The following is a 19,950-nucleotide window of genomic DNA, read 5'->3' as shown; positions in this document are numbered from 1 at the left end:
TCAGGCGTGGGCACAGGCAAAGGAGCAGCGCGGCTCATTCGTCCACCTTCACGCGCACCCGCCCAGTCAGCAGTTCGTCCATCAGCCCACGCTTCTGCTCCTGCACTTTGGCCTTGAGAGACTCCAGCGAGGCAATTTCACTGTCTAGGGTGGAAAGGACAGAGGCGATGGCTTGTTGCTCTGGGAGGGGCGGGAGAGGATGAGAAAGCCTATAAATGGCCTCGGGGTGAACTCGTTTTGAGCCTGTCCCTGTCGCAATTTTTTCCAGCTCTTCGTAAAACTTTGGACGGGCAAAGAAGGCGAAAACGAATGCTGGGTCGTATTCAGGGGCAATATCGAAAGCGGGCAAGTCTTGGCTTGATAAGTAGCCGTCAAGCTCTTGGGGGACAAGCCCCAACGAACCCCGGAAAATATTCTGTTTGCCGTAAATGAATTGCCCAGTCTTCCTACGGTAATAAATAGTTTTGCCTGCCTCGGATGAATCCCGTTCTTCCCGCACTGAAACGCCTTTCAGGTGAAGTGATACTGTCAGCCTTTTCCCTAGTTCATCAGGTGCAGATATGCGGCTCTCCTGCATGACAGAAGAGAACCGTGTCTCCTCCCACTCCCCCTCAAACCCCGGCAGCCGCTTTTGCCCCGTCAGTAGCGCCTCAGCCAGCCCACGCTTTTGCTGACGCTTGGCGGCAATCAGGTCGGTCAGGGTTGCCAGTGAATCGTCCCAGGTGGAGAGAATGGCGGCGATTTTGCGTTGCTCGGGGAGGGGTGGGAGGAGGATATTCAGCTTTTTAAAGTAAGGAAGCCCGATAGTCTTAATAGTAGAACCAGTAGCTATGGCCTCAAATTCCGGCTTCTTATTCTGAAGCCAGTAGTAAAGAAATATATTGTGCGTGTTTTTCTCGTCGGCCGTCCAAGTCATGAAATGCTGACTAACTGCCATTTCTTCAGCTAAGATTGCACTTTTACCAACTCCGGCATCTCTGGATAAAACGACAGTGCCTTTCGTTAATAGGACGGCTGACGAATTTTTTATTCCTAATAGGGATATTTCCTTGTCTGTTTCCGTAATGTAGCGATTGTCAAGCTTTGAGGAGTCGGCCAGAGAGACCCATTTGATACCACCATTCCAATAATCTGGATTTCCCTTATTTGGCGTATGCCCGCTTCCCCTTTTCGCTACGGCATCAATTGGCACCTCGCGCCACCCCTCCGGCACGCCCCCCGCCTTCTGCTTCCCTTCTTCTGCCATCAGCTTCCCTCCCTCAGCATCTCTTACCACTCCCATTACGCCCACTCGCTTTGTCCGTCCCAGCCAGGGCGAAAGCCTACGCGGGCCAACAGTGGGGCAGGGTAAGGAGCCAGCAGAGCCACAAGTTGGGTAGTCCAGCGGCTGTGGGGGTCAAAAGCCTGAGTCAGGCGGTGCAGAGCGTAGAGGCGCGGGGCCAGGCGGCGTGCCTGTGGGTCATCAGGTACGAACGAATGAGACTGGAGCGCCGTCAGCAATTCGGGTGGCCGCCTATCGGCAATATGCATGGTTCTGAACTCACGGTTCCAGATTCGGCTGTGATGTGCCGTGACATTGCGAACGATACTCAGGGCCTTGAGCCACTCACGCAGGGTATTTTGGTGTATTCCCAAGACATCAGCTATGCGCTTTTGCTCTGGCGTATGCAGGGCAGCGTAGAGCTTGGACCAGGTTCCGAAAGAGACAACTTCTGCCAGCATCCAACTGGGTGGGTATGCCCCGGAATAAGACTGGCGGTAGTGGGTCACAAAAGGCTCATGGCTGCGGTCAAACTCTGCACGGGCCTGGACCAAAAACAGGGAATGGTCAAAATCGCTTCGCCCAGGACGCGGAGTACGGAAAAGCGCAGAATCGGTGTACCAGCGCAGGCCATGTGTTTGCATCAACTGTTCTGCCATACATTGCCTGATGCCGATTTCAACTTCCTGAATTCCGGCAAAAATGTGGAGGCGCAGCCGCGTATCCAACTGCATCAGAGTTAAGACATCATCGAACTTGGTTCCAGGCGTATATGGTTTACCTGCCATGTGTAGCTGCTGGAAGTGCAGGGCAAAACCTTTAAAGCGGTAAAAACCCACCCGGGCCAAGACAGCGTGGGCCTCAGCTTCATTGTGAATGATCATGCCTTTTGCCCGTAGGTGAGCCAGTTTCTGAGGAGGCGTCAGGGGCGGGCGATCATACAGGCGTGTCATGAACTGCAAACAGCATAGCCCATCACCCCTGTTGCGCGTACCCAAAAAAATAACCTGGAACTCTCTCGCATGGCGAGCGCCCAGGTGTTCGTTGACAGGATTTTAGTACGGTATGACTAGAGTGTCAATCTGGTTTGCAATAACCCAGTTACCCCAGCCCCAACTCCTTCAAGTACTCCGCCATCTTCTGCCGCTGCTGCTGCCACTGGCTTTCCAGGGCGTTGATTTCGGTCTGCACGGCTTGCAGGTCAATCGCCTCAGCTTCTTCGGAGGTGTCCACATAGCGGGGAATGTTCAGGTTGTAGTCGTTGGCGGCGATTTCATCTACCGGCACCAGGCGGGCGTACTTTTCTACGTCCTGGCGCTGGCGGTAGGTGTCCACAATCTTCTGAAGGTCGGCTTCACGCAGTTGGTTCTGGTTCTTGCCCGCAGCAAACTCGCGGCTGGCGTCAATAAAGAGCACGTCTTCCTGCCCATTGTTCCGAGCCTCTGCCCCTTTGCGGAACACCAGCAGCGCGGCGGGAATGCCCGTGCCGAAAAACAGGTTGGTGGGCAGGCCGATCACGGCGTCCAGCAGGCCTTCTTGAATCAGCCGGGTGCGGATCTTGCCCTCTGCCGAGCCACGGAACAGCACGCCGTGCGGCACCACGACCACCATGCGGCTGTTCACTTCCGCGAGGCTTGCCAGCATGTGCGAGATAAAGGCGTAGTCCCCTTTACCTTTGGGGGGAATACCACGCTCAAAGCGGTGGTGGCGGTCACTGCTGACATCGTCCGCGCCCCACTTGTCCAGGCTGAAGGGTGGGTTTGCCACGACCACCTCGAATTTCATCAGCCGGTCGTCTTCCAGGTGCAGCGGGTTGCGGATGGTATCGCCCCACTCGATGCGGGCATCATCTACCCCATGCAGGAACATGTTCATGCGGGCCAGCGCGTAGGTGCTGCCGTTCTGCTCCTGCCCGTAAATAGCGTAGTCGTGGCTCCCCTGCGCCTGTACGTACTGGGCACACTTAATCAACAGCGACCCGCTGCCGCAGGTGGGGTCGTAGATACGCTCACCCGGCTGCGGGGCGGTCAGGCGGGCCATCAGGTCACTCACTTCCGGGGGCGTGTAGAACTCGCCAGCTTTCTTGCCCGCACCTGCGGCAAAGCGGCCAATCAGGTATTCGTAGGCATTGCCGATGATGTCCAGATTCCCGATACGACTGGGCCGCAGGTCCAGCTTGGGGTGGTTAAAGTCTTCCAGCAGGTTCTTGAGCCGGATGTTGCGCTCTTTGGTCTGCCCCAGTGCCGCTTCGCTGTTGAAGCTGATGTTCCGGAACACGCCGCTCAGCTTGCCTTTGTTGGCATCTTCGATAGCGAGGAGGGCCTGGTCAATGATTTCCCCCAGGTTGTCGGCATTACGCTGGGCATAGAGGTCTTTGAACAGCGTGCCCTCAGGCATCACGAAGCGGTCACGCTCCAGGCGGCGGCGAATGCGGTCCTCATCGTCGCCGTACTCGGCCTTCAGGGCATCGTAGTGGTCCTGCCACACGTCGCTGATGTACTTCACGAACAGCATGGTCAGCAGGTAGTTCTTGTACTCGCTGGGGTCTACCGTGCCGCGAAAGGTATCGCAGGCCCGCCAGAGGATGGCATTGATCTCAGACTGATCTATCAGAAGTGACATGTAGGGCCCATTATCTCAGGTATGGCCCTATAACTCAGTCCATTTTGACCATGTGCATGCAGGCACACCACGTCACTTCGTCCATGTACATCCATGTACGCAGGTCCTCTTCGTCCATGCACCACCATGCTCAGAGGCTGATTTGACCATGCACGTAGACCGATTTGGGCACTTTTGACCATGTCAATCCGGGGTTAAGGGCATAACCCCATGGACCATGCACCTGGACCCAATTTGACCATGCACCATGTCACTTCGCAGTCCCGGTTCGACCATCCCCCGTCCATCCCCATAGACCCGATTGACCATCCCCGGCCATCCCTGCAAGTCTCATTCGACCATCCCCACAGACCGGCAGAGGCTCTTTTGACCATCCCCAACCAGGTTGCGGAGCATAACCCCATGGACCATCCCCACAGGGCCACTTTGACCATCCCCACCATCCCCACTGAAACGGCAAGCGGGGCTTCGACAACACCAGCGCCGCCGTATTACCAAAGTCAATTTGACTATGATTTATGTCAGAATGCCTCATGGACCTAGATCAGAAGCTCAGGCGGCAGCTTCGGGCAGAAATGGCTCGGCAAGGTGTGACTCAGGCGGAGCTGGCTCGCCGGTTAGGCGTTCAGCCCCCTACGGTTGCTCAGGTCGTCACGGGCCGGCGTGGTCACATCCCAAGCAGCTTGGTATCCATCCTGGATGAATTGGGCCTGACGCTCACGGTTTGCCCAAAGGATGAGCAGCCATGACTGGACGCACGCAAACCAAGCGGGGCAACGGCAGCGGCAGCGGCAGCGGCAGTGTACGCAAGCTCCCTTCCGGCAAGTGGCAGTGGCGGGCCAGCATTCGCCTGCACAGTGGTGAAACCCTGCGGGTCGCGGGTACTGCACCGACCAAGACGGCCGCCGAGGCCGCGTTACGAGAAGCACAAACCGACGCTTCACGGGGACAGTTCACCGTCACGCAGAAGACGACCGTGGCCGAGTTCCTGCTCAACTGGCATGCTCTGCGGGCGGATACGCTGGCCGCCAAGTACAACCAGTCACAAACCAGTCTGATCAAAAAGCACATCATCCCCGGCATCGGCAAACGCACCATCAGCAGCCTGACCCCACGGGACCTTGAGGTCTTTTACGCCAGCCTGGTCCATCAGGATGAACGCCGACCTGACACCTTTGGGCAGCCGTTAGGCGACTCCATGAAGCGGCAAGTTCATAACCTGCTGCACCTGGCTTTCAATGACGCGGTGCGGCATGGCGAACTGCTCCGCAACCCCGCCGATACGGCCCGTCCCCGATACACCCGTAAGGCAGCCCAAGAAGACGACCTCAAAGCCTGGACTCCGGACGAAGCGCGGCGCTTCTATGAGGTGGCCCGTGGGGACCGGCGCGGCGTGGCCTTCTGCTTCATGCTCTCCACCGGCATGCGCGTGGGTGAGGTGCTGGGTCTGCGGTGGGAGAACGTCGATCTGGAAAGTGGCACCATCCACATCAAGGAAGCCCTCGTCAGCCTGAACGGCCACCTGCACCGCACCACTCCCAAGACGGCACGGTCCAAGCGCACCCTGGAGGTATCCGGAGATGCGCTGAGGATCTTACGGGAGCGGCAGGAGCGGCTGCCGTTAGAGAAAGAGGCAGCGGGTGAACGGTACATCGGGAGTGATGCCGTATTCACCAGTGAGGTCGGCACACCGATTCGCCCTGACAACACCTATAGCTTGATGAAACGGCTGTGTCAGGCGGCTGGGGTTCCATATAAAGGCACCCATGTTCTGCGGCATAGCTTCATTTCTATCCAGGGGCAACAAGGCTTACCGGTAGAGGTGATCAGCGCTCACGTTGGGCACGCCCGAGCTTCCTTTACTCAGGATCACTACCGCAGTGTGTTTGCGCACGAGCGCAAAGGGCTCACTCTCGACTTCTCGGCCCAGCTGAACGCCACGGAAACGGACCCCTAAACTCCGGTTGGGCACGCGTTGGGCACAGAGGCCATTTTCAGAGATCGGAGCAAAATCGCGAAAATAAAAATTCCCGCGCTAGGCGGGATTTTTCGTGGCGCACCCTAAAGGACTCGAACCTTTGACCGACCGCTTAGAAGGCGGTTGCTCTATCCAACTGAGCTAAGGGTGCCTATACCTTGTTTGATCAGGCGGCGTCATCATAGCGCAGGAGGACAGAGTGCAGCAAAGACACAGGGCATAAAAAAGCCCCCCGTACAGGGGGGAGGATGGAGCGGGATCACGGACTCGAACCGAGGCCAGAAGCTTGGAAGGCTGCTGTGCTACCACTACACCAATCCCGCTTAAGTTGTGCAAGGGAGTTGTTGGTCGAGGCGACAGGATTCGAACCTGCGACCCCTTGGTCCCAAACCAAGTGCGCTACCGGCCTGCGCTACGCCTCGCCTTCCTTGCGCGCCCGGTACTATACCAGATTTCGCAGCTTTGTGAAGGGGGTCCCCCCGACACCGGGACCAGGGCTTATGCTGAGCAATAACGTGAGTTCGCCTGTTTCCCCCGCTGCCCCCACCAACACGCCCAAACAGTTTCTGGAACTGGTCAAGTTTGAGCACACCGTTTTCGCCCTGCCCTTTGCCTATGCGGGAATGCTGCTGGCCTCGTACTGGCAACATGGCACCGGCTGGCCTGGCTGGCACACCCTGATCTGGGTCACTGTGGCGATGGCCGCGGCCCGCACGGCGGCGATGGGGGCCAACCGGGTCATTGACCGCTTTATTGACGCCCGCAATCCCCGGACCCAGGGCCGCGAGATTCCTGCCGGCAAGATTTCACCTGCGGCGGCCTGGGCGCTTGTGGCTGTCAGCCTCGCGGTCCTTTTGTTTGCGGCTTGGCAGCTCAATCCACTGTGCCTTGCCCTGCTGCCACTGGCAGTGATCTTTCTGATCGGGTACTCCTACACCAAGCGCTTCACTTGGCTGTGTCACGTCTGGCTGGGAATCACCGACGGGGCAGCGGCGGCGGGTGGGTGGATCGCCGTCACAGGAGCCTTTGCCCTGCCCGCTTGGCTGCTGTGGGCCGTGGTCATCTTCTGGATGATCGGTCTGGACACCATCTACGCCACCATGGACTACGACTTTGACCGCCGCAGCGGTATCAGGAGTATTCCCGCACGCTTCGGGATTCCGCGTGCCTTACAGATAGCCAAATGGAGCCACGCGCTGACCTTCATGCTGCTGCTGGCCGTAGGCTGGTCAGTGGATGCCAGCTTCTGGTACTACCTGGCCGCGCTGATCATGGGCGGCATCCTGTTCTATGAGCACGCCATCGTGCGGCCAGACGATTTGACCCGCGCCAACATTGCTTTCTTCGACGCCAACATGTGGCTGGCCCTCACCATGCTCGCCGGTGTGGCCGCCGACGTGACCTGGCGAACGCTGGCTGGCTGAGGCGCAAGATGCTTGAAAGCTCCCCCACAGAATTTGCTGCCACTTATGCCCAGTACGCTGCGCACGGCCAACTGCTGCCCAGGCCTGAGGGCTCCTTCCTGCTGGAATTCGTCAGTGGAGACCTGGCGCTGTACCTGCTAGACCGCTGCGGCCCTTACCTCACCCCAGGGCCGGCGCGTGTCGTCATTCACGGCTTGGTCAGTCCTGAGGCAACGGGGCCTGCCGCTGCCCCATTAGCCCCTTGGGCTGAGGCTCTAGGCCGCTCAGGGGTGCAGGGTGTAGGCCGCGTCCTGGCCCAGACATCACGCGCCACTGTGGTAGATGCAGGCCTCCCCCTGGTACTGAGCCATCCGGCCCGCCCGCCGTACTCTGCAGGCTGCTGGACTTTGCCCGCTGAGCCTGGCGACTGGCTGCGCTTCAGCACGTCGGCCCCACTGCACGGCTATTTGATTGAGTAGCTCCGACACGCACTATCGGGATTCCCTAAGACACCTTTCCTGAGACACTTTTGTCAGAAGATGACAACTATTCTCTACCCGTACTGGAACTTTCCAAAACCCCTTTCCTAGACAGGCTCGCAAGAAACCAGAAAGCGAGCGCCAGGACAGGGGGTATTAAGCCGCTGAGCGTTCGCTCAAGGGTTCTTATCTCACAATTTATGAGAACACTTGGTTTATCATTTTATTCTAATCAACCGCAATATTTGGAACGGTTCCATCCCTCTCCCTCTCCCTTTTCGTGCTGATTCCTTGCTGAGGCGACTTCTTATGCACTCCTTCTCTGTTCCTCCCCCACCTTGCCCTGATGACCGGTTCTGTGTTCTGGTGCTTGATTTGGTCGGCAGCACAGCGCTGGCCCAGCAACTTCCCCTGCCGATTTGGGGTGAGCTGCTGGGCCAGTGGAGTCTGGACATCCTCCAACTGCTGCGCGGCTGGGGTGGATGGATTCTGCCGCTGCAAGGGGACGCTGCCCTGGCTTGCTGGCCGGCCTGGCAAGCTGAAGCAGCGGTTGGAGCTGCCCAGCAGGCTCACGGGATGACGGCGGGCCTGCCGCTGGCACAGACTCTGGGGCAGTCTCTGACCCTGCGCGCCGGATTGGCTGCTGGTGAACTGACCCTGCTTCCCTATCAGGAACCGCGACCCTGCGGCCTGCCACTTCATCTGGCTCACCGCCTGAGCAGCGTGGCAGACCCCGGCGAAACCTTACTCTGCGCCGAGGTGGCAAGAACCTTAGAAGCACAGCCAGGCAGTGGGCGGAGCATTTTGCAGCGGCGTACTGTGCCCCCGCTACAAGGGTTTGAGACGCTCCAGAGCAGCGGTGCAGCCTTTTACCGAGTGCTTTTACCGGCAGAGCAGTTGGCAGGCGCTGAGATGAAAGCAGGTTAAGTCCCGCTCTCTTATTCTCATGAGAATGCCACTAGACTGCCGCTATGGAACGTAAGCCCCTGGTCCTCGTCATTGAAGACGAGAAAGAAATCGCCCGCTTCATTGAACTGGAATTGGGGGCAGAAGGGTACACCACGGACGTGGCTTATGACGGCGTCACCGGCCTAAGCAAGTTCCGTGAAGTTGCGCCGGACTTGGTGGTGCTTGACCTGATGCTGCCTGTGCTGGACGGCCTGGAAGTGGCCCGCCGCATTCGCAAGACCAGCAATACGCCGATCATTATCCTGACGGCCAAAGACGGCATTCAGGACAAGGTTGAGGGCCTAGATTCGGGAGCCGATGACTACCTGATCAAACCCTTTTCTATTGAAGAGTTGCTTGCCCGCGTGCGTGCCCACCTGCGCCGGGTCAATCCGGCCGTCACCGGCGAAGTGCGGGTGGCCGATCTGGTCATGAACCTCGATGGCCGCGAGATTTTCCGGGGGGGCCGCCGCGTTGAGCTGTCTGCCAAGGAGTTTGAGCTGCTGGAGCTGCTGGCCCGCAATCCTGGCAAGGTCTTTTCGCGCTTTGAGATTGAAGAAAAGGTGTGGCCCGAATACACCGGCGGCAGCAACGTGGTGGATGTCTATATCGGCTACCTGCGCCGCAAGTTGGAAGAGGGAGGCGAGCGCCGCCTGATTCACACCGTCCGTGGTGTAGGCTACGTGCTGCGCGAAGAATAACTCCATGCTAGATGGCTTCCGTCAGCGGTGGCGCGGCGCAACCCTGCGCCACCGCCTGACCACTTTCTATACCACCCTGCTGGTGGTGCTGCTGCTGCTGACGGCCCTCACCGTACAGACCATGATGCGGCACGACCTGGAGCGGTCCCTAGAAAATGACCTGGCCGACACGCAGACCCAGTTCACCGAGCTGGTGCCCAGCTTGCAGCTGGCCTTAGGCCCCACCGACTCAGACGGATTGGCCGAAGCGCGGAGCAAGTTTCCTTCTTCCGTGATTCAGGTGGACCCACTGGTGGCCCGCTCACAGACGGGCGATCTGCAAAGCGAATGGTCCGCCGCCCAGGACGAACAGTCCCGCTTGGCCCTGCTGGACTTCCTGCACCGTCAGAGCGAGGCTTTCCGCCTGCGGCCAGTGGGCATTGACCCCGCTGCACCGCTGCAACTGAGTGACCACGAGCTCACGCAGCTGCTGGAATCACCTTCCGGCCAAATCCTGATCAACCGCTCAGTCAAACCGCAGTTCGCCGACCCGGAGCCTATGCGGATTCTGGTGTCCCTTACGCCGCTGAAGTTTCAGCAAGCAGACGGCAGCAGTGAGGAGATGCTGGCGGTGACCTTTATCGGACGCAGCCTCAGTTCGCTCAACCGCACGGTGACCCGTTTGCAGCTGATTATGGGCGGGTTGCTGCTGCTGGGCAGCTTTCTGGCAGCTATTGGGGCTTACGTGCTGGCAGGCTGGGCGCTGCGGCCACTCAACACGGTCCGCCACGCTGTCGAAGGCATTGATTCGCAGAACTTGCAGGCCCGCGTCCCTGTGCCCGACTCGGATGACGAAGTCGAGGCGCTGGCCGTAGCCTTCAACCGCATGCTTTCGCGCCTGGAAGACAGTTTTGAGACGCAGCGGCGCTTTTCGAGTGACGCCAGCCATGAGCTGCGCACCCCGGTTACGGCCATCGGCGGGCACGCCACCTATCTGCTGCGGCGTACGGAGCTCAATGCCCAACAGCGCGAAAGCATCCAGATTATTCAGCGCGAGTCGGCGCGCATGACCGACTTGATCGGCAGTCTGTTGCAGCTGGCCCGCTCGGACGGAGGCGTGTTGCAACTCAAATCACAGCTGCTGTTCTCACAGATGCTGCTTCAGGAGATTGCCCGTGAGCTGCGCCCGCTGGCCGAGAGTGAGGGAGCGGTGCTTGTCCCCGCCGGTCAGGACATTCCCTTTGAAGCGGACCCGGACCGGCTGCGGCAGGTGCTGAATAACCTGATTAGCAATGCTCTCAAGGCGGGGGCCACCCGCATAGAACTGGGCTCTACGCAGCCCAAACCTGGCCGCGTGCGCCTGAGTGTCTCGGACAACGGCCCCGGCATCGCCGCCGATCAGCTGGAAAAGCTGTTTGACCGCTTTTACCGCCTGGAGGACTCGCGCAGCCGTGATCGGGGCGGCGCTGGCCTGGGGCTCAGCATCGCCCGGACCATCGTGGACGCGCACGGGGGACATATCTGGCTGGAAAGTCAGCTGGGACAGGGCACCCAGGCGTACGTGGACTTGCCGGTAGGGAACCTGCCCGCGCTGGACGACGACGATATTCCGTAAGCGGCGCAGTTCGCTGGCAGACGCCCGCGCTCTTAACCCATCATCAGCTCGTGGAGTTCTTCAACCAGGGCTTCGGCGTCGGCAGTGGTGCGCGCGACCAGCAAGATGGTGTTCTCGCCCGCCAGCGTGCCCACAATGTCGTCACGGCGCAGGCGGTCCAGGATCAGGGCAACCCCACTGGCATGGCCCTCGGCAGTATTGAGCACGAGGATATTTTCACCGTGGTCAATGTCGTGGACAAAATTCTGGAACAGCCGGGCAATCTCGTCACTGAGGTCCAGCTCGCTCTGCACATGTGCAAGGGCGTAGCGGTGCCGCCCCTTGCCGACGGGGAGACGCACCAGCCGCAGCTCGTTGATGTCGCGGCTGACAGTGGCCTGGGTCACCGCAATTCCGTCGGCCCGCAGGCGCTCAACCAGCTCGGCCTGCGTCGAGATACTTTCGCGGGTGATGATGTCCTGAATCAGACGTTGGCGTTGTTCTTTGGAGAGCACGTCTGTTATTTTATGCAGTTTTTCTGAATAAATCTACAGGGACAACCCTCGGTATGCACACGAAGGCCAGTGCCCGGAAGCAACGCGCAGTCTAAGGCATCGCTCCTGGCCCTGTCCAGCGAGTCAGCGTAGCTCTGGGCGGGCCGCCAGCAAGGCCCTGGCACGGTCCAGCAAGCGCTCGGCCACTTCCCGCTTGCTCAGGCGCGGCCAGGCTTCATGGGTGCCGTCGGCCTGGACCAGCGTGACCTGATTGTCATCGCCGCCAAATGCTGTTCCCTCCTGGGTGGGGTAGTTCAGCAGAATAAAGTCGGCGTTTTTGCGCCGGGCTTTGTCAGCGGCCCGCTCCACACCCGCGTGGGTTTCCATCGCAAAGCCCACCAGCACCCGCCGGCCTTTGTCCGTGCCAAGTTCGGCCAGAATGTCGGGATTCTTGACCAGTTCAATGGTCTTGGTGTCGCCGCCTTTGGCTTCCTTTTCCGTCTTGACCTCGGCGGCTCGGTAGTCGGCCACTGCCGCTGTCATGACCACCAGGTCAGCGGCCTGCGCTGATTGCACCACGGCGTCCCGCAGCTCTAGCGCACTCTCGATATTTACACGCTGCACACCACGCGGCGTAGCAAGGTTCACCGGCCCGCTCACGAGTGTGACCTCCGCTCCACGCTCGGCAGCAGCCTGCGCCACCGCAAAGCCCATCTTGCCGCTGCTGGGATTGCTGACAAATCGCACCGGGTCCAGATACTCGCGGGTCGGCCCAGCCGAGACCACCACCTTGAGCCCTGTCAGGTCCTGCCGGGGCCTGAGCAGCTGCATCACCTGCGCGGCTATGTCTTCCGGCTCGGCCATGCGCCCCAGACCTTCGCCCTCGCCCGCCGTGCCGAACGCTCCAAAGACCGGTCCCAGAAAGTGATGCCCGAAGGAGCGCAGCCGCTCAGCATTGGCCTGCACAGCGGGGTGCTGCCACATGCGCTCGTTCATGGCCGGCACCCACAGCACCGGAGCGCGCACGCTGAGCAGCGTGGCACTGAGCAGGTCCCCGGCATGTCCCTGGGCGGCACGGGCCAGGGTATCAGCTGTGGCACCAATCACTACGGCGGCGTCACAGCGGGCCAGGGTCAGGTGCTGGGCCTGCGGCTGCGCGGCGAACCAGGTGTCGTCGGTGGCAACTTCGCAGGCTCCGGCAGTGCTCAGGCTCAGCGGGGTCACGAACTCTAGCGCGGCGCGGGTCGCGATCACCTGGGTCCGGGCCCCTTGTTCACGCAGGCGGCGCAGGGTGGAGGGCGCTTTGATGGCCGCCACGCTGCCGCCCACCAGCACCAGCACCTGCGGCGAGTCAGACGGGGAATCGGACAAAGGGACAGAGGCGCTCATGCCCTCTAGTGTAGGGGGACTGTGAGAAGAGGGCCGCTAGAGTGAACGCCATGTTGGGCCAACGCCGCCTCCCTCCCCAGGTTCTTTTTCTGCTCAGTCTGCTGCTGGGACTGCTGGCAGCGACAGCAGCTTACCGCTCTGCCAGCGCCGAGAACTGGCTCCCGGCAGCCCTGTGGGGCGGGCTGGCCGTATGGCTGGTCGTGGACGCTGTACGCGCCCTGGGCTGGATGAAGCATGGCCGTAACTTGCCCGCCCAGACCAGTGCCCAGCCACCTGCGCCCGCTCCTCAGCCCAGCACTCCGCCTGCGCTCAGCGTGGATCCGGCAGTGACGGGCGCGCAGACCAATCCTTTGCTGCGTGATCCGCAGGCGGGCCGCAGCGTCCAGTCCACCGACCAGCTGGACTGAGTGAGCCACTCAGGAACCCATCTTAAGAAAACCGACAGGCCCCCCAGCTTCCCTGGGGTGTCTTTTGCCCCTATTTCTTAACAGGGGGTTGGTAAACTGGCCAGACTGACCGGGCCATCTGCTCCTGCCCTCTGCCCTGTGTGCGTGTGGGCCAGCGATGCAGCACTGGCTTGGCCGTTTCTCTCCCCCTAGAGGTTCTTCTTGAAAAAGCTCAATCCCTGGTTGATTGTCCTGTTCGTGCTTGCGCTGATGCTGATGTACTCGCAGACCGCGAATGTGGGCCGCCCAACCGTCAACTATTCCGAATTCCAAGACCTGCTGCGCCAAGACCGTATTGAGCGGGTGGACATCGTGGGTTCGCGGGCCACTGCTACGCTGACCGAGCCGACCCAGGTAAATGTGGATACGCCCAGCGGCACCCAACAGCGCCAAGCCGAAGGCGTGACTGTGCAGCTGTCGCCTTCGTCCGCCGTGCGCGACGACGAGCTGATCCCTGCGCTGCGCGAGCAGGGCGTTACCGTGAACTTCCGCGAGCCCAGCCAGTGGTTCAGCATCCTGCTCAGCCTACTGCCCCTGCTGATGCTGGGCGCACTGTTCTACTTCTTCTTTGTGCGGGCGCAGAGCAGCCAGGGCGGCATGATGCAGTTCGGGCAAAGCAAGGCCAAGAAGTACGGCAAGGAGAACAAGGTCGACACCAAGTTCACCGACGTGGCTGGACACGAAGAAGCCAAAAAGGAACTGGTGGAGGTCGTGGACTTCCTGAAGAATCCCGGTAAGTACCACCAGATCGGCGCTGAGATTCCTAAAGGTGTGCTGCTGGTCGGCCCTCCCGGCACCGGTAAGACCCTTCTGGCCCGCGCCATCGCTGGCGAGGCCGACGTGCCCTTTTTCTCGGTTAGCGCTTCTGAGTTTATGGAAATGTTCGTGGGTGTGGGGGCCAGCCGCGTGCGGACCCTGTTTGAAGATGCCCGCAAGAACGCCCCGGCCATCATGTTTATTGACGAAATCGACTCGATTGGCCGCAAGCGTGGTGCAGGCATCGGCGGCGGGCACGACGAGCGCGAGCAGACCCTCAACCAAATCCTGTCCGAGATGGACGGCTTCGACAAGGCCAGCAACGTGATCGTGCTGGCGGCAACCAACCGCCCCGATGTGCTGGACCCGGCCCTGCTGCGTCCTGGCCGCTTTGACCGTCAGGTGACCATTGACCTGCCCAACATGAAAGAGCGCGTGGCCATCCTCAAGGTGCACCTGCGCAACAAGCCGCTGGGCGAAGGCGTGGATGTGGACGAGCTGGCCAAGTCCACCCCCTACTTCTCGGGCGCTGACCTCAAGAACCTCGCCAACGAAGCTGCGCTGGAAGCGGCCCGTATCGGCAAGACCCAGATTGAGATGAGCGACTTTTACCGGGCGCTGGACAAAATCACCCTGGGCCTGGAAAACGGCTCACTGACCATTTCCGACCAGGAAAAGCGCGCCATCGCCTACCACGAGGCTGGGCATGCTGTGACCGCCGCCGTGATTCCCGGCAGCGACAAGCTGCAAAAGGTGAGCATCATTCCGCGTGGCCGGGCACTGGGCGCCGCCTTCTACCTGCCCGAAGAAAACGTGCTGATGAGCAAGGAAAAGCTGGAAAACCAGCTGGTGGTGGCCCTGGGAGGCCGCGCCGCTGAAGAAGTCTTTATTGGCAGCGTGACTTCCGGCGCAGCGGACGATTTCCGCAAAGCCACCAACATGGCCCGCAAGATGGTGTTGGAATGGGGCATGGGCGATAACTTCGCCAACATGGCCCTGAATCCCGATAGCGGCGGCCCCGTGTTCTTGGGCGAGGATATGGCGAAGACCCGCAGCTACTCTGAGCACACCGCGCAGCTGGTGGACGAGGATGTCAAGCGGATTCTGTACCGCGCCTACGAGCGGGCCAAAGCGCTGGTCAGCGAGTACGGCCAGGCCATGCACGAGGTCAGCGACGCGCTGCTAACCCAGGAACTGATTACCGGCGACGTGGTCCGCAGCGCCGTAGCAAAAGTGAAAGGGGACATGCCGGGGCTGACGCCGGCCAACGGCACCCCGCCCCTGCCACCCGCACCTGCTGCGACTGACTGAACACTCTACGGCTCCCCGCTCCGTGCCCTTCCAGGTACGGAGCGTTTTTCTGGGTTTTTTTGAGTGGAGGACGCACAAATGGTCTACAGTGGGCCGATGGGGAACCACCACGAACAACCTACGCCTCCGGCATCCACAGTCACGGAGGCCGAATGGGACTACACCACCCGCGCCGTCCAGAGCGCCATTTCACGCGGCCTGGGCCAGAGTATCGGCCTGCCGGTGCATACAGCGGCAGCCTTTCAGTTTGGCAATCTGGAAGAAGCCCAGGCCGAGTTCGCTCAGGGGGGTGGCCTGAGCTACGCCCGGATGCAAAACCCTACCGTGCGGATGCTGGAAGAACGCCTCAGTAGCCTGGAAGGTGCGGCACATACCCTGGCGCTGGCCAGTGGGCAGGCCGCCACCTTCACGGCGCTGATGAGTGTTTGCCGCGCCGGGGACCACATCGTCTCGGCCTCGACGCTGTTTGGCGGCTCGGCGGGGCTGCTGCAAAACGTATTGCCGCTGATGAGCATCGAAACGACCTTTACAGACGGCAGCCCAGAGGCGATGAAGGCCGCGCTGCGCCCCAACACCCGCGTGCTGTGGGCAGAAATGATTTCTAATCCCAGCGGCGACGTGGCTGACGTGGCAGCGCTGGCAGAAGTGGCCCATGGCGCAGGCGCACTGCTGGCGATAGACAATACTGTGGGCGGCGCAGGCTACCTGGCACGGCCACTGGAACACGGAGCTGATATGAGCGTGCAGAGCCTGACCAAGTGGGCCGGAGGACACGGCAGCGCGATGGGCGGCAGCGTCAGCGTGGGCAGCAGCGACCTGAGCCGCAACCTCATTTTTACGGAGGGTGAGGAGCGCAGCCTGCTGAACCTGCACGGGGGCGCGGCCCTGGCCCAGCGGCAACGCTGGCTGGGCGCTTCACAGCTGGGCATGACCCTGGCTCCCCATTCGGCCTTTTTGCTGGGGCAGGGGCTAGAGACAGTGGGCGTGCGCCTGGACCGTGAGTGCGCCACAGCGCAGGCCCTGGCCGAGTGGCTGAGCCGTCATGAGCGGGTAAGTGCGGTGAGCTACTGCGGCCTGCCAGAGCATCCCAGCTATGAGCGGGCGCAGCGCTACTTGCCGCGTGGCAAAGGGGCCATCCTGACCTTTGACGTGCCGGACCCTTCGCGCTTCCTGAGTAGGCTGCAGCTGCTGCGGATTGCCCCCAACCTGGGCGACACCCGCACGCTGGTGGTGCATCCTTGGACCACCACGCATGGCCGGGTGCCCGAAGCCAGCCGCCGCGCCGCCGGAGTGGGGCCGCAGACCATCCGCATGACGGTGGGCCTGGAGGATCTGGCCGACCTGCAAGCCGATATTGAGCAGGCGCTCTGAAGGCCAGGCTCTACCAGGCTGCACCGCACAGAACTGCTCTAGACTGGGAGCCCCATTCAAGCCTATTTCCCCGGAGGAACCCCATGACTGGACCCCGCCCTACGACCCTGGAAGACGCCGCGACCCTTCCCGCGCCCACTGCCGACACGGTGCAGGGCCGCTACCTGACCGACGCCACTTCGCAGCCACGCAGCGCCGCTGACCGCGAACACATCATGCAGAACCTGCGTTTCGGAGCCGACTTCAGCGACCACATGGCCTCGGCCCGCTGGACCGCCGACACCGGCTGGAGTGACCTGCAGCTGCTGCCCTACGGCCCCATTCCGCTGGACCCCAGCGCCAATGTGCTGCACTACGCCCAGGAAGTGTTTGAGGGGCTCAAAGCGTACCGCCACGCGGACGGGAGCATCTGGCTGTTTCGGCCCATGTTCAATGCGGGGCGGCTGGCGGCGTCGTGCCGGCGTATGGCCCTGCCCGAGCTGCCCGCCGAGGACTTCCTCGCCAGCCTGGTGGACCTGATCCGCACCGACCACGAGTACGTGCCTCACATCGAAGGCGGCAGCCTCTACCTGCGGCCCTTCATCTTCGGAGATGGCGCGGGCCTGGGCGTCAAGCCCAGCACGTCGGCCCGCTACCTCTGCATTGCCAGCCCCAGCGGGCCGTACTTCAAGAACGGTTTTGCTCCGGTCAGCATCTGGGTGACGCAGCAGTACCACCGCGCCGGTCCCGGCGGCATCGGCGCAGCCAAGACTGGCGGCAACTACGCCGCCTCGCTGCTGCCCCAGCAGGAAGCTCAGGCCCAGGGCTACGAGCAGGTGTGTTACCTGGACAGCGTCCACGGCACCAACCTGGAAGAACTGGGCGGCATGAACGTGTTTGTGGTGCGCGCAGACGGCAAGGTGCAGACACCCCGGCTGACTGGCACCATCCTGGAAGGCGGCACCCGCTCCAGCATCATTCAGTTGCTGCGTGACGCTGGGCGGCAGGTTGAAGAAACGGCCATCAACTTCAGCGAGTTGGCCGAAGACATCCGCCGTGGAGCCGTCACCGAAATGTTCGCCTGCGGCACGGCGGCAGTCGTCACGCCCATCGGACGGCTGGGCTTTGAGGGCGGCGAGGTAGAGCTGAGCCAGGGCACCGTGACCCAGGAGGTGTACGGCACCCTGACCGGCATTCAATATGGCCGCGTGGAAGACCGCCACGGCTGGATGTACCGGGTGATGTAGGCGCAGAAAAGCAGAAGGAAGGCCAGCTCGGTGATTCCCGCCTGGCCTTCTTCCTCTGCTTTCTGCCTCGCCCCCTCTGCTAGCGTAGTCGCATGCCCTTTCAACCTCACCCCAGCTGGGCGGCACTGATCGAGGACGAGCAGCAGCCCTGGCGGACACTCAGCAGCCGTGAACTGATCGGCCCCCCACGCCGCGTCTGGGAAGACCGCGTGCAGGTGCGCCCTGGCGTGCAGACCACCTATCAGTACCACCCGCGTGGGCACCAGGCCATTTTCGTGCTGCCGGTGACGGACGCGGGCGACATTGTGCTGATTCGGCAGTACCGCTACCCCCTGCGGGCCACCATCACCGAGATTGTGGCCGGGGGCGTGGAAGCGGGCGAACAGCTGCTGGACGCGGCGGCCCGCGAACTCAAAGAAGAGGTGGGCGGCGTGGCAACAGAGTGGGTGGCGCTGCCGGGCTTTTATCCCCAGCCCAGCATCAACGGCGTGGTGTTTTTTCCGATGCTGGCCCTGGGCGTGAGCCTGGGCGAAATGGCGCACGAGGACACCGAAACCATTGAGCGGCTGACGCTGCCGCTGGCTGAAGCCTACGCCATGCTGGAACGCGGCGAGATTCAGAGCGGCTCCAGCAGCCTGGTGATGTGGCAAGCGCGGGCCGAACTGGTGAGGCGGGGCCTGCTATGACACCAGGCCCCAAGTTGCCCGACCCTTTTACCACACTGGCGGCCCCACACCGCCACGGCGAAGTGATTGAAAACTCCGAATTTCTGGCCTACGCTCGCCGCGCTGACACTCCCGAAGAGGCGCTCAACTTCCTGGCCGAACTGCGCGCCAAGTATCCCGACGCCACCCACCACTGCTGGGCCTACCGAATTGGCGAGCTGTACCGCTTTGGCGACGACGGCGAACCTGGAGGCACAGCGGGCGCACCGATTCTGCGGGCGATTGAGGGCCAGGGCGTGCAACATGTGATGGTGGTAGTCGTGCGCTACTACGGCGGCGTCAAGCTGGGGACCGGCGGGCTGGTGCGGGCCTACGGCGGAGCCGCAGCCGAAGTGCTCAGGACCGCCGAGCGCTTTGAGGTGCGCCCGCGCCTGCGCCTGAACGTCAGCGTGGGCTTTGCCGAGCAGGGGGCGCTGTATCACCTGCTGGACACCTGGGACGTGGTGAAAGGCGAAGAAGTGTATACCCCGCAGGGCGTCACCGTACCGCTGGAGGTGTACCCAGAGGACGAAGCCGGATTCACTCAGGCGCTGGAAGATGCCACGCGGGGCAGTGGTGTGCTGGAAGTGCTGGGGCCGGCGGAGGAAAGCTGAACTTCAGCGCAAAGTTGGCAGGCCCGCAGAAGCCAAGACACTACTGTGATGGCATGAACAGTCCTACAGAAGTCCCGGCCAGGGGGCCACTGGATTATCTCAAAACCGCACTTACCCGTGATTACGCCAAGTTCTCTGGGCGTGCGAGACGCAGTGAATTCTGGTACTTCACCCTTTTTTACACGCTCATCAGCATCCTCGCCATTTTACTTGACGAAGCTTTCAATACTTATTTGGACGGAGTCTTAAGGGAGCGTGGGGCATTTGAAGCCATCATTCAGCTTTTGCTCTTCTTACCTTCTATCAGCGTCAGTATCCGGAGAATGCACGATATAGGGCGCAGTGGCTGGTGGGTACTGATCAATTTCATCCCTCTGTTCGGGGCGCTCTATTTCATCTATCTTGCTACCGTTGACAGTGAGCCGCAGCCCAACAAGTGGGGGCCTTCTCCCAAATACCGCGCCATGTCCGGAGACCCGTTCGGGGGGCACAGTCGTCAGCAAGCTGTGACCGCTCAGGCCGCCCCACGCTCCACCACCATGGGTATTAGTGCAGACACTCTCCCTACCGACCCGGAAGGGCGCAAATATGGCCGCCACTGATATGCACCTCGGCCTTCATTGACTCATTTGAGAGGGTGCAGTGAGTGTCCAAAGCTGCGCGGGCCAAGACCC

The 19,950-nt window shown here is 61.3% G+C and carries 19 protein-coding genes and 3 tRNA genes; 14 read left to right on the top strand and 8 right to left on the bottom strand.

The window, feature by feature from the left end; all coding sequences use genetic code 11:
• Positions 1-34: 34 nt before the first annotated feature.
• The 3 genes from IE158_RS06060 to IE158_RS06050 form a co-directional block, all read right to left on the bottom strand.
• The gene (locus IE158_RS06060) at positions 35-1,246 is read right to left on the bottom strand and encodes a restriction endonuclease subunit S (RefSeq protein ID WP_229838938.1); all 1,212 of its coding nucleotides are present in this window, start codon (positions 1,244-1,246) and stop codon (positions 35-37) included.
• A gap of 35 nt (positions 1,247-1,281) precedes the next feature.
• The gene (locus tag IE158_RS06055) at positions 1,282-2,145 is read right to left on the bottom strand and encodes an Abi family protein (protein ID WP_189642763.1); all 864 of its coding nucleotides are present in this window, start codon (positions 2,143-2,145) and stop codon (positions 1,282-1,284) included.
• Positions 2,146-2,362: 217 nt separating this feature from the next.
• Entirely contained in the window at positions 2,363-3,883 is a 1,521-nt protein-coding gene (locus IE158_RS06050) for a type I restriction-modification system subunit M (protein ID WP_189642762.1), read from the bottom strand.
• A gap of 518 nt (positions 3,884-4,401) precedes the next feature.
• Here IE158_RS06050 and IE158_RS06045 point away from each other — a divergent pair.
• Both IE158_RS06045 and IE158_RS06040 read left to right on the top strand, forming a co-directional pair.
• Positions 4,402-4,632 carry a helix-turn-helix domain-containing protein gene (locus tag IE158_RS06045; RefSeq protein WP_308430676.1) on the top strand — a complete coding sequence of 77 codons (231 nt, stop codon included), beginning with the start codon at positions 4,402-4,404 and terminating at the stop codon, positions 4,630-4,632.
• Positions 4,629-5,840 carry a tyrosine-type recombinase/integrase gene (locus IE158_RS06040; protein WP_189642761.1) on the top strand — a complete coding sequence of 404 codons (1,212 nt, stop codon included), beginning with the start codon at positions 4,629-4,631 and terminating at the stop codon, positions 5,838-5,840. The genes IE158_RS06045 and IE158_RS06040 overlap by 4 nt, the downstream gene beginning before the upstream one ends.
• Before the next feature lie 95 nt (positions 5,841-5,935).
• Here IE158_RS06040 and IE158_RS06035 read toward each other — a convergent pair.
• The 3 genes from IE158_RS06035 to IE158_RS06025 all read right to left on the bottom strand — a co-directional run bounded on the left by IE158_RS06035 (position 5,936) and on the right by IE158_RS06025 (position 6,283).
• Positions 5,936-6,012 (bottom strand) — tRNA-Arg (locus IE158_RS06035).
• Positions 6,013-6,110: 98 nt separating this feature from the next.
• Positions 6,111-6,184 (bottom strand) — tRNA-Gly (locus IE158_RS06030).
• 22 nt (positions 6,185-6,206) lie between these two features.
• A tRNA-Pro gene (locus IE158_RS06025) sits at positions 6,207-6,283 on the bottom strand.
• 78 nt (positions 6,284-6,361) lie between these two features.
• Between IE158_RS06025 and mqnP the strand changes: the two genes are divergently transcribed.
• From mqnP to IE158_RS06000, 5 genes are all read left to right on the top strand, one after another.
• Positions 6,362-7,285: a menaquinone biosynthesis prenyltransferase MqnP gene (mqnP, locus tag IE158_RS06020; protein WP_189642760.1), complete on the top strand. Its 924-nt coding sequence runs from the start codon at positions 6,362-6,364 to the stop codon at positions 7,283-7,285.
• An 8-nt stretch (positions 7,286-7,293) separates the two neighbouring features.
• A complete protein-coding gene (locus IE158_RS06015) occupies positions 7,294-7,743 on the top strand; it encodes a hypothetical protein (protein WP_189642759.1) in 450 nt (149 codons plus the stop codon).
• Between the two features lie 366 nt (positions 7,744-8,109).
• Complete coding sequence (locus IE158_RS06010) at positions 8,110-8,670, top strand: adenylate/guanylate cyclase domain-containing protein (RefSeq protein ID WP_189642758.1); 561 nt, start codon at positions 8,110-8,112, stop codon at positions 8,668-8,670.
• Positions 8,671-8,714: 44 nt separating this feature from the next.
• Positions 8,715-9,392, top strand: coding sequence for a response regulator transcription factor (locus tag IE158_RS06005; protein WP_013615249.1), 678 nt, complete (start codon positions 8,715-8,717; stop codon positions 9,390-9,392).
• Between the two features lie 4 nt (positions 9,393-9,396).
• Positions 9,397-10,986, top strand: coding sequence for a sensor histidine kinase (locus tag IE158_RS06000; protein WP_189642757.1), 1,590 nt, complete (start codon positions 9,397-9,399; stop codon positions 10,984-10,986).
• 32 nt (positions 10,987-11,018) lie between these two features.
• Here IE158_RS06000 and argR read toward each other — a convergent pair whose 3' ends face one another.
• Positions 11,019-11,480, bottom strand: a complete 462-nt coding sequence (argR, locus tag IE158_RS05995; RefSeq protein WP_189642756.1) for an arginine repressor — start codon at positions 11,478-11,480, stop codon at positions 11,019-11,021.
• A 123-nt stretch (positions 11,481-11,603) separates the two neighbouring features.
• Positions 11,604-12,848, bottom strand: a complete 1,245-nt coding sequence (gene coaBC, locus IE158_RS05990; RefSeq protein ID WP_189642755.1) for a bifunctional phosphopantothenoylcysteine decarboxylase/phosphopantothenate--cysteine ligase CoaBC — start codon at positions 12,846-12,848, stop codon at positions 11,604-11,606.
• A gap of 50 nt (positions 12,849-12,898) precedes the next feature.
• Here coaBC and IE158_RS05985 point away from each other — a divergent pair, with 50 nt between their 5' ends.
• The 7 genes from IE158_RS05985 to IE158_RS05955 all read left to right on the top strand — a co-directional run bounded on the left by IE158_RS05985 (position 12,899) and on the right by IE158_RS05955 (position 19,878).
• Complete coding sequence (locus IE158_RS05985; RefSeq protein WP_189642754.1) at positions 12,899-13,255, top strand: hypothetical protein; 357 nt, start codon at positions 12,899-12,901, stop codon at positions 13,253-13,255.
• Between the two features lie 201 nt (positions 13,256-13,456).
• Positions 13,457-15,361, top strand: a complete 1,905-nt coding sequence (gene ftsH, locus IE158_RS05980; protein ID WP_189642753.1) for an ATP-dependent zinc metalloprotease FtsH — start codon at positions 13,457-13,459, stop codon at positions 15,359-15,361.
• A gap of 96 nt (positions 15,362-15,457) precedes the next feature.
• Positions 15,458-16,732, top strand: a complete 1,275-nt coding sequence (locus tag IE158_RS05975) for an aminotransferase class V-fold PLP-dependent enzyme (protein WP_189642752.1) — start codon at positions 15,458-15,460, stop codon at positions 16,730-16,732.
• Between the two features lie 83 nt (positions 16,733-16,815).
• Complete coding sequence (locus IE158_RS05970) at positions 16,816-17,958, top strand: branched-chain amino acid aminotransferase (protein ID WP_189642751.1); 1,143 nt, start codon at positions 16,816-16,818, stop codon at positions 17,956-17,958.
• Positions 17,959-18,050: 92 nt separating this feature from the next.
• Positions 18,051-18,644: an NUDIX domain-containing protein gene (locus IE158_RS05965; RefSeq protein WP_189642750.1), complete on the top strand. Its 594-nt coding sequence runs from the start codon at positions 18,051-18,053 to the stop codon at positions 18,642-18,644.
• Positions 18,641-19,276: an IMPACT family protein gene (locus IE158_RS05960; protein ID WP_189642749.1), complete on the top strand. Its 636-nt coding sequence runs from the start codon at positions 18,641-18,643 to the stop codon at positions 19,274-19,276. Before IE158_RS05965 ends, IE158_RS05960 begins: the two co-directional genes overlap by 4 nt.
• 53 nt (positions 19,277-19,329) lie before the next feature.
• Complete coding sequence (locus tag IE158_RS05955) at positions 19,330-19,878, top strand: DUF805 domain-containing protein (protein ID WP_189642748.1); 549 nt, start codon at positions 19,330-19,332, stop codon at positions 19,876-19,878.
• Positions 19,879-19,950: the final 72 nt, after the last annotated feature.

The organism is Deinococcus piscis (genome assembly GCF_014653275.1).
GTDB classification, from domain to species: Bacteria; Deinococcota; Deinococci; order Deinococcales; family Deinococcaceae; genus Deinococcus; species Deinococcus piscis.
This window is presented reverse-complemented; position numbering and strand designations above follow the sequence as displayed.

Bases quoted from the DNA above. Each gene is read 5' to 3' on its own strand.
- IE158_RS06060 (WP_229838938.1), bottom strand. From the start codon at position 1,246: ATGGCAGAAGAAGGGAAGCAGAAGGCGGGGGGCGTGCCGGAGGGGTGG.
- IE158_RS06055 (WP_189642763.1), bottom strand. From the start codon at position 2,145: ATGATCATTCACAATGAAGCTGAGGCCCACGCTGTCTTGGCCCGGGTG.
- IE158_RS06050 (WP_189642762.1), bottom strand. From the start codon at position 3,883: ATGTCACTTCTGATAGATCAGTCTGAGATCAATGCCATCCTCTGGCGG.
- IE158_RS06045 (WP_308430676.1), top strand. From the start codon at position 4,402: ATGTCAGAATGCCTCATGGACCTAGATCAGAAGCTCAGGCGGCAGCTT.
- IE158_RS06040 (WP_189642761.1), top strand. From the start codon at position 4,629: ATGACTGGACGCACGCAAACCAAGCGGGGCAACGGCAGCGGCAGCGGC.
- mqnP (WP_189642760.1), top strand. From the start codon at position 6,362: ATGCTGAGCAATAACGTGAGTTCGCCTGTTTCCCCCGCTGCCCCCACC.
- IE158_RS06015 (WP_189642759.1), top strand. From the start codon at position 7,294: ATGCTTGAAAGCTCCCCCACAGAATTTGCTGCCACTTATGCCCAGTAC.
- IE158_RS06005 (WP_013615249.1), top strand. From the start codon at position 8,715: ATGGAACGTAAGCCCCTGGTCCTCGTCATTGAAGACGAGAAAGAAATC.
- IE158_RS06000 (WP_189642757.1), top strand. From the start codon at position 9,397: ATGCTAGATGGCTTCCGTCAGCGGTGGCGCGGCGCAACCCTGCGCCAC.
- coaBC (WP_189642755.1), bottom strand. From the start codon at position 12,848: ATGAGCGCCTCTGTCCCTTTGTCCGATTCCCCGTCTGACTCGCCGCAG.
- IE158_RS05985 (WP_189642754.1), top strand. From the start codon at position 12,899: ATGTTGGGCCAACGCCGCCTCCCTCCCCAGGTTCTTTTTCTGCTCAGT.
- IE158_RS05975 (WP_189642752.1), top strand. From the start codon at position 15,458: ATGGGGAACCACCACGAACAACCTACGCCTCCGGCATCCACAGTCACG.
- IE158_RS05970 (WP_189642751.1), top strand. From the start codon at position 16,816: ATGACTGGACCCCGCCCTACGACCCTGGAAGACGCCGCGACCCTTCCC.
- IE158_RS05965 (WP_189642750.1), top strand. From the start codon at position 18,051: ATGCCCTTTCAACCTCACCCCAGCTGGGCGGCACTGATCGAGGACGAG.
- IE158_RS05960 (WP_189642749.1), top strand. From the start codon at position 18,641: ATGACACCAGGCCCCAAGTTGCCCGACCCTTTTACCACACTGGCGGCC.
- IE158_RS05955 (WP_189642748.1), top strand. From the start codon at position 19,330: ATGAACAGTCCTACAGAAGTCCCGGCCAGGGGGCCACTGGATTATCTC.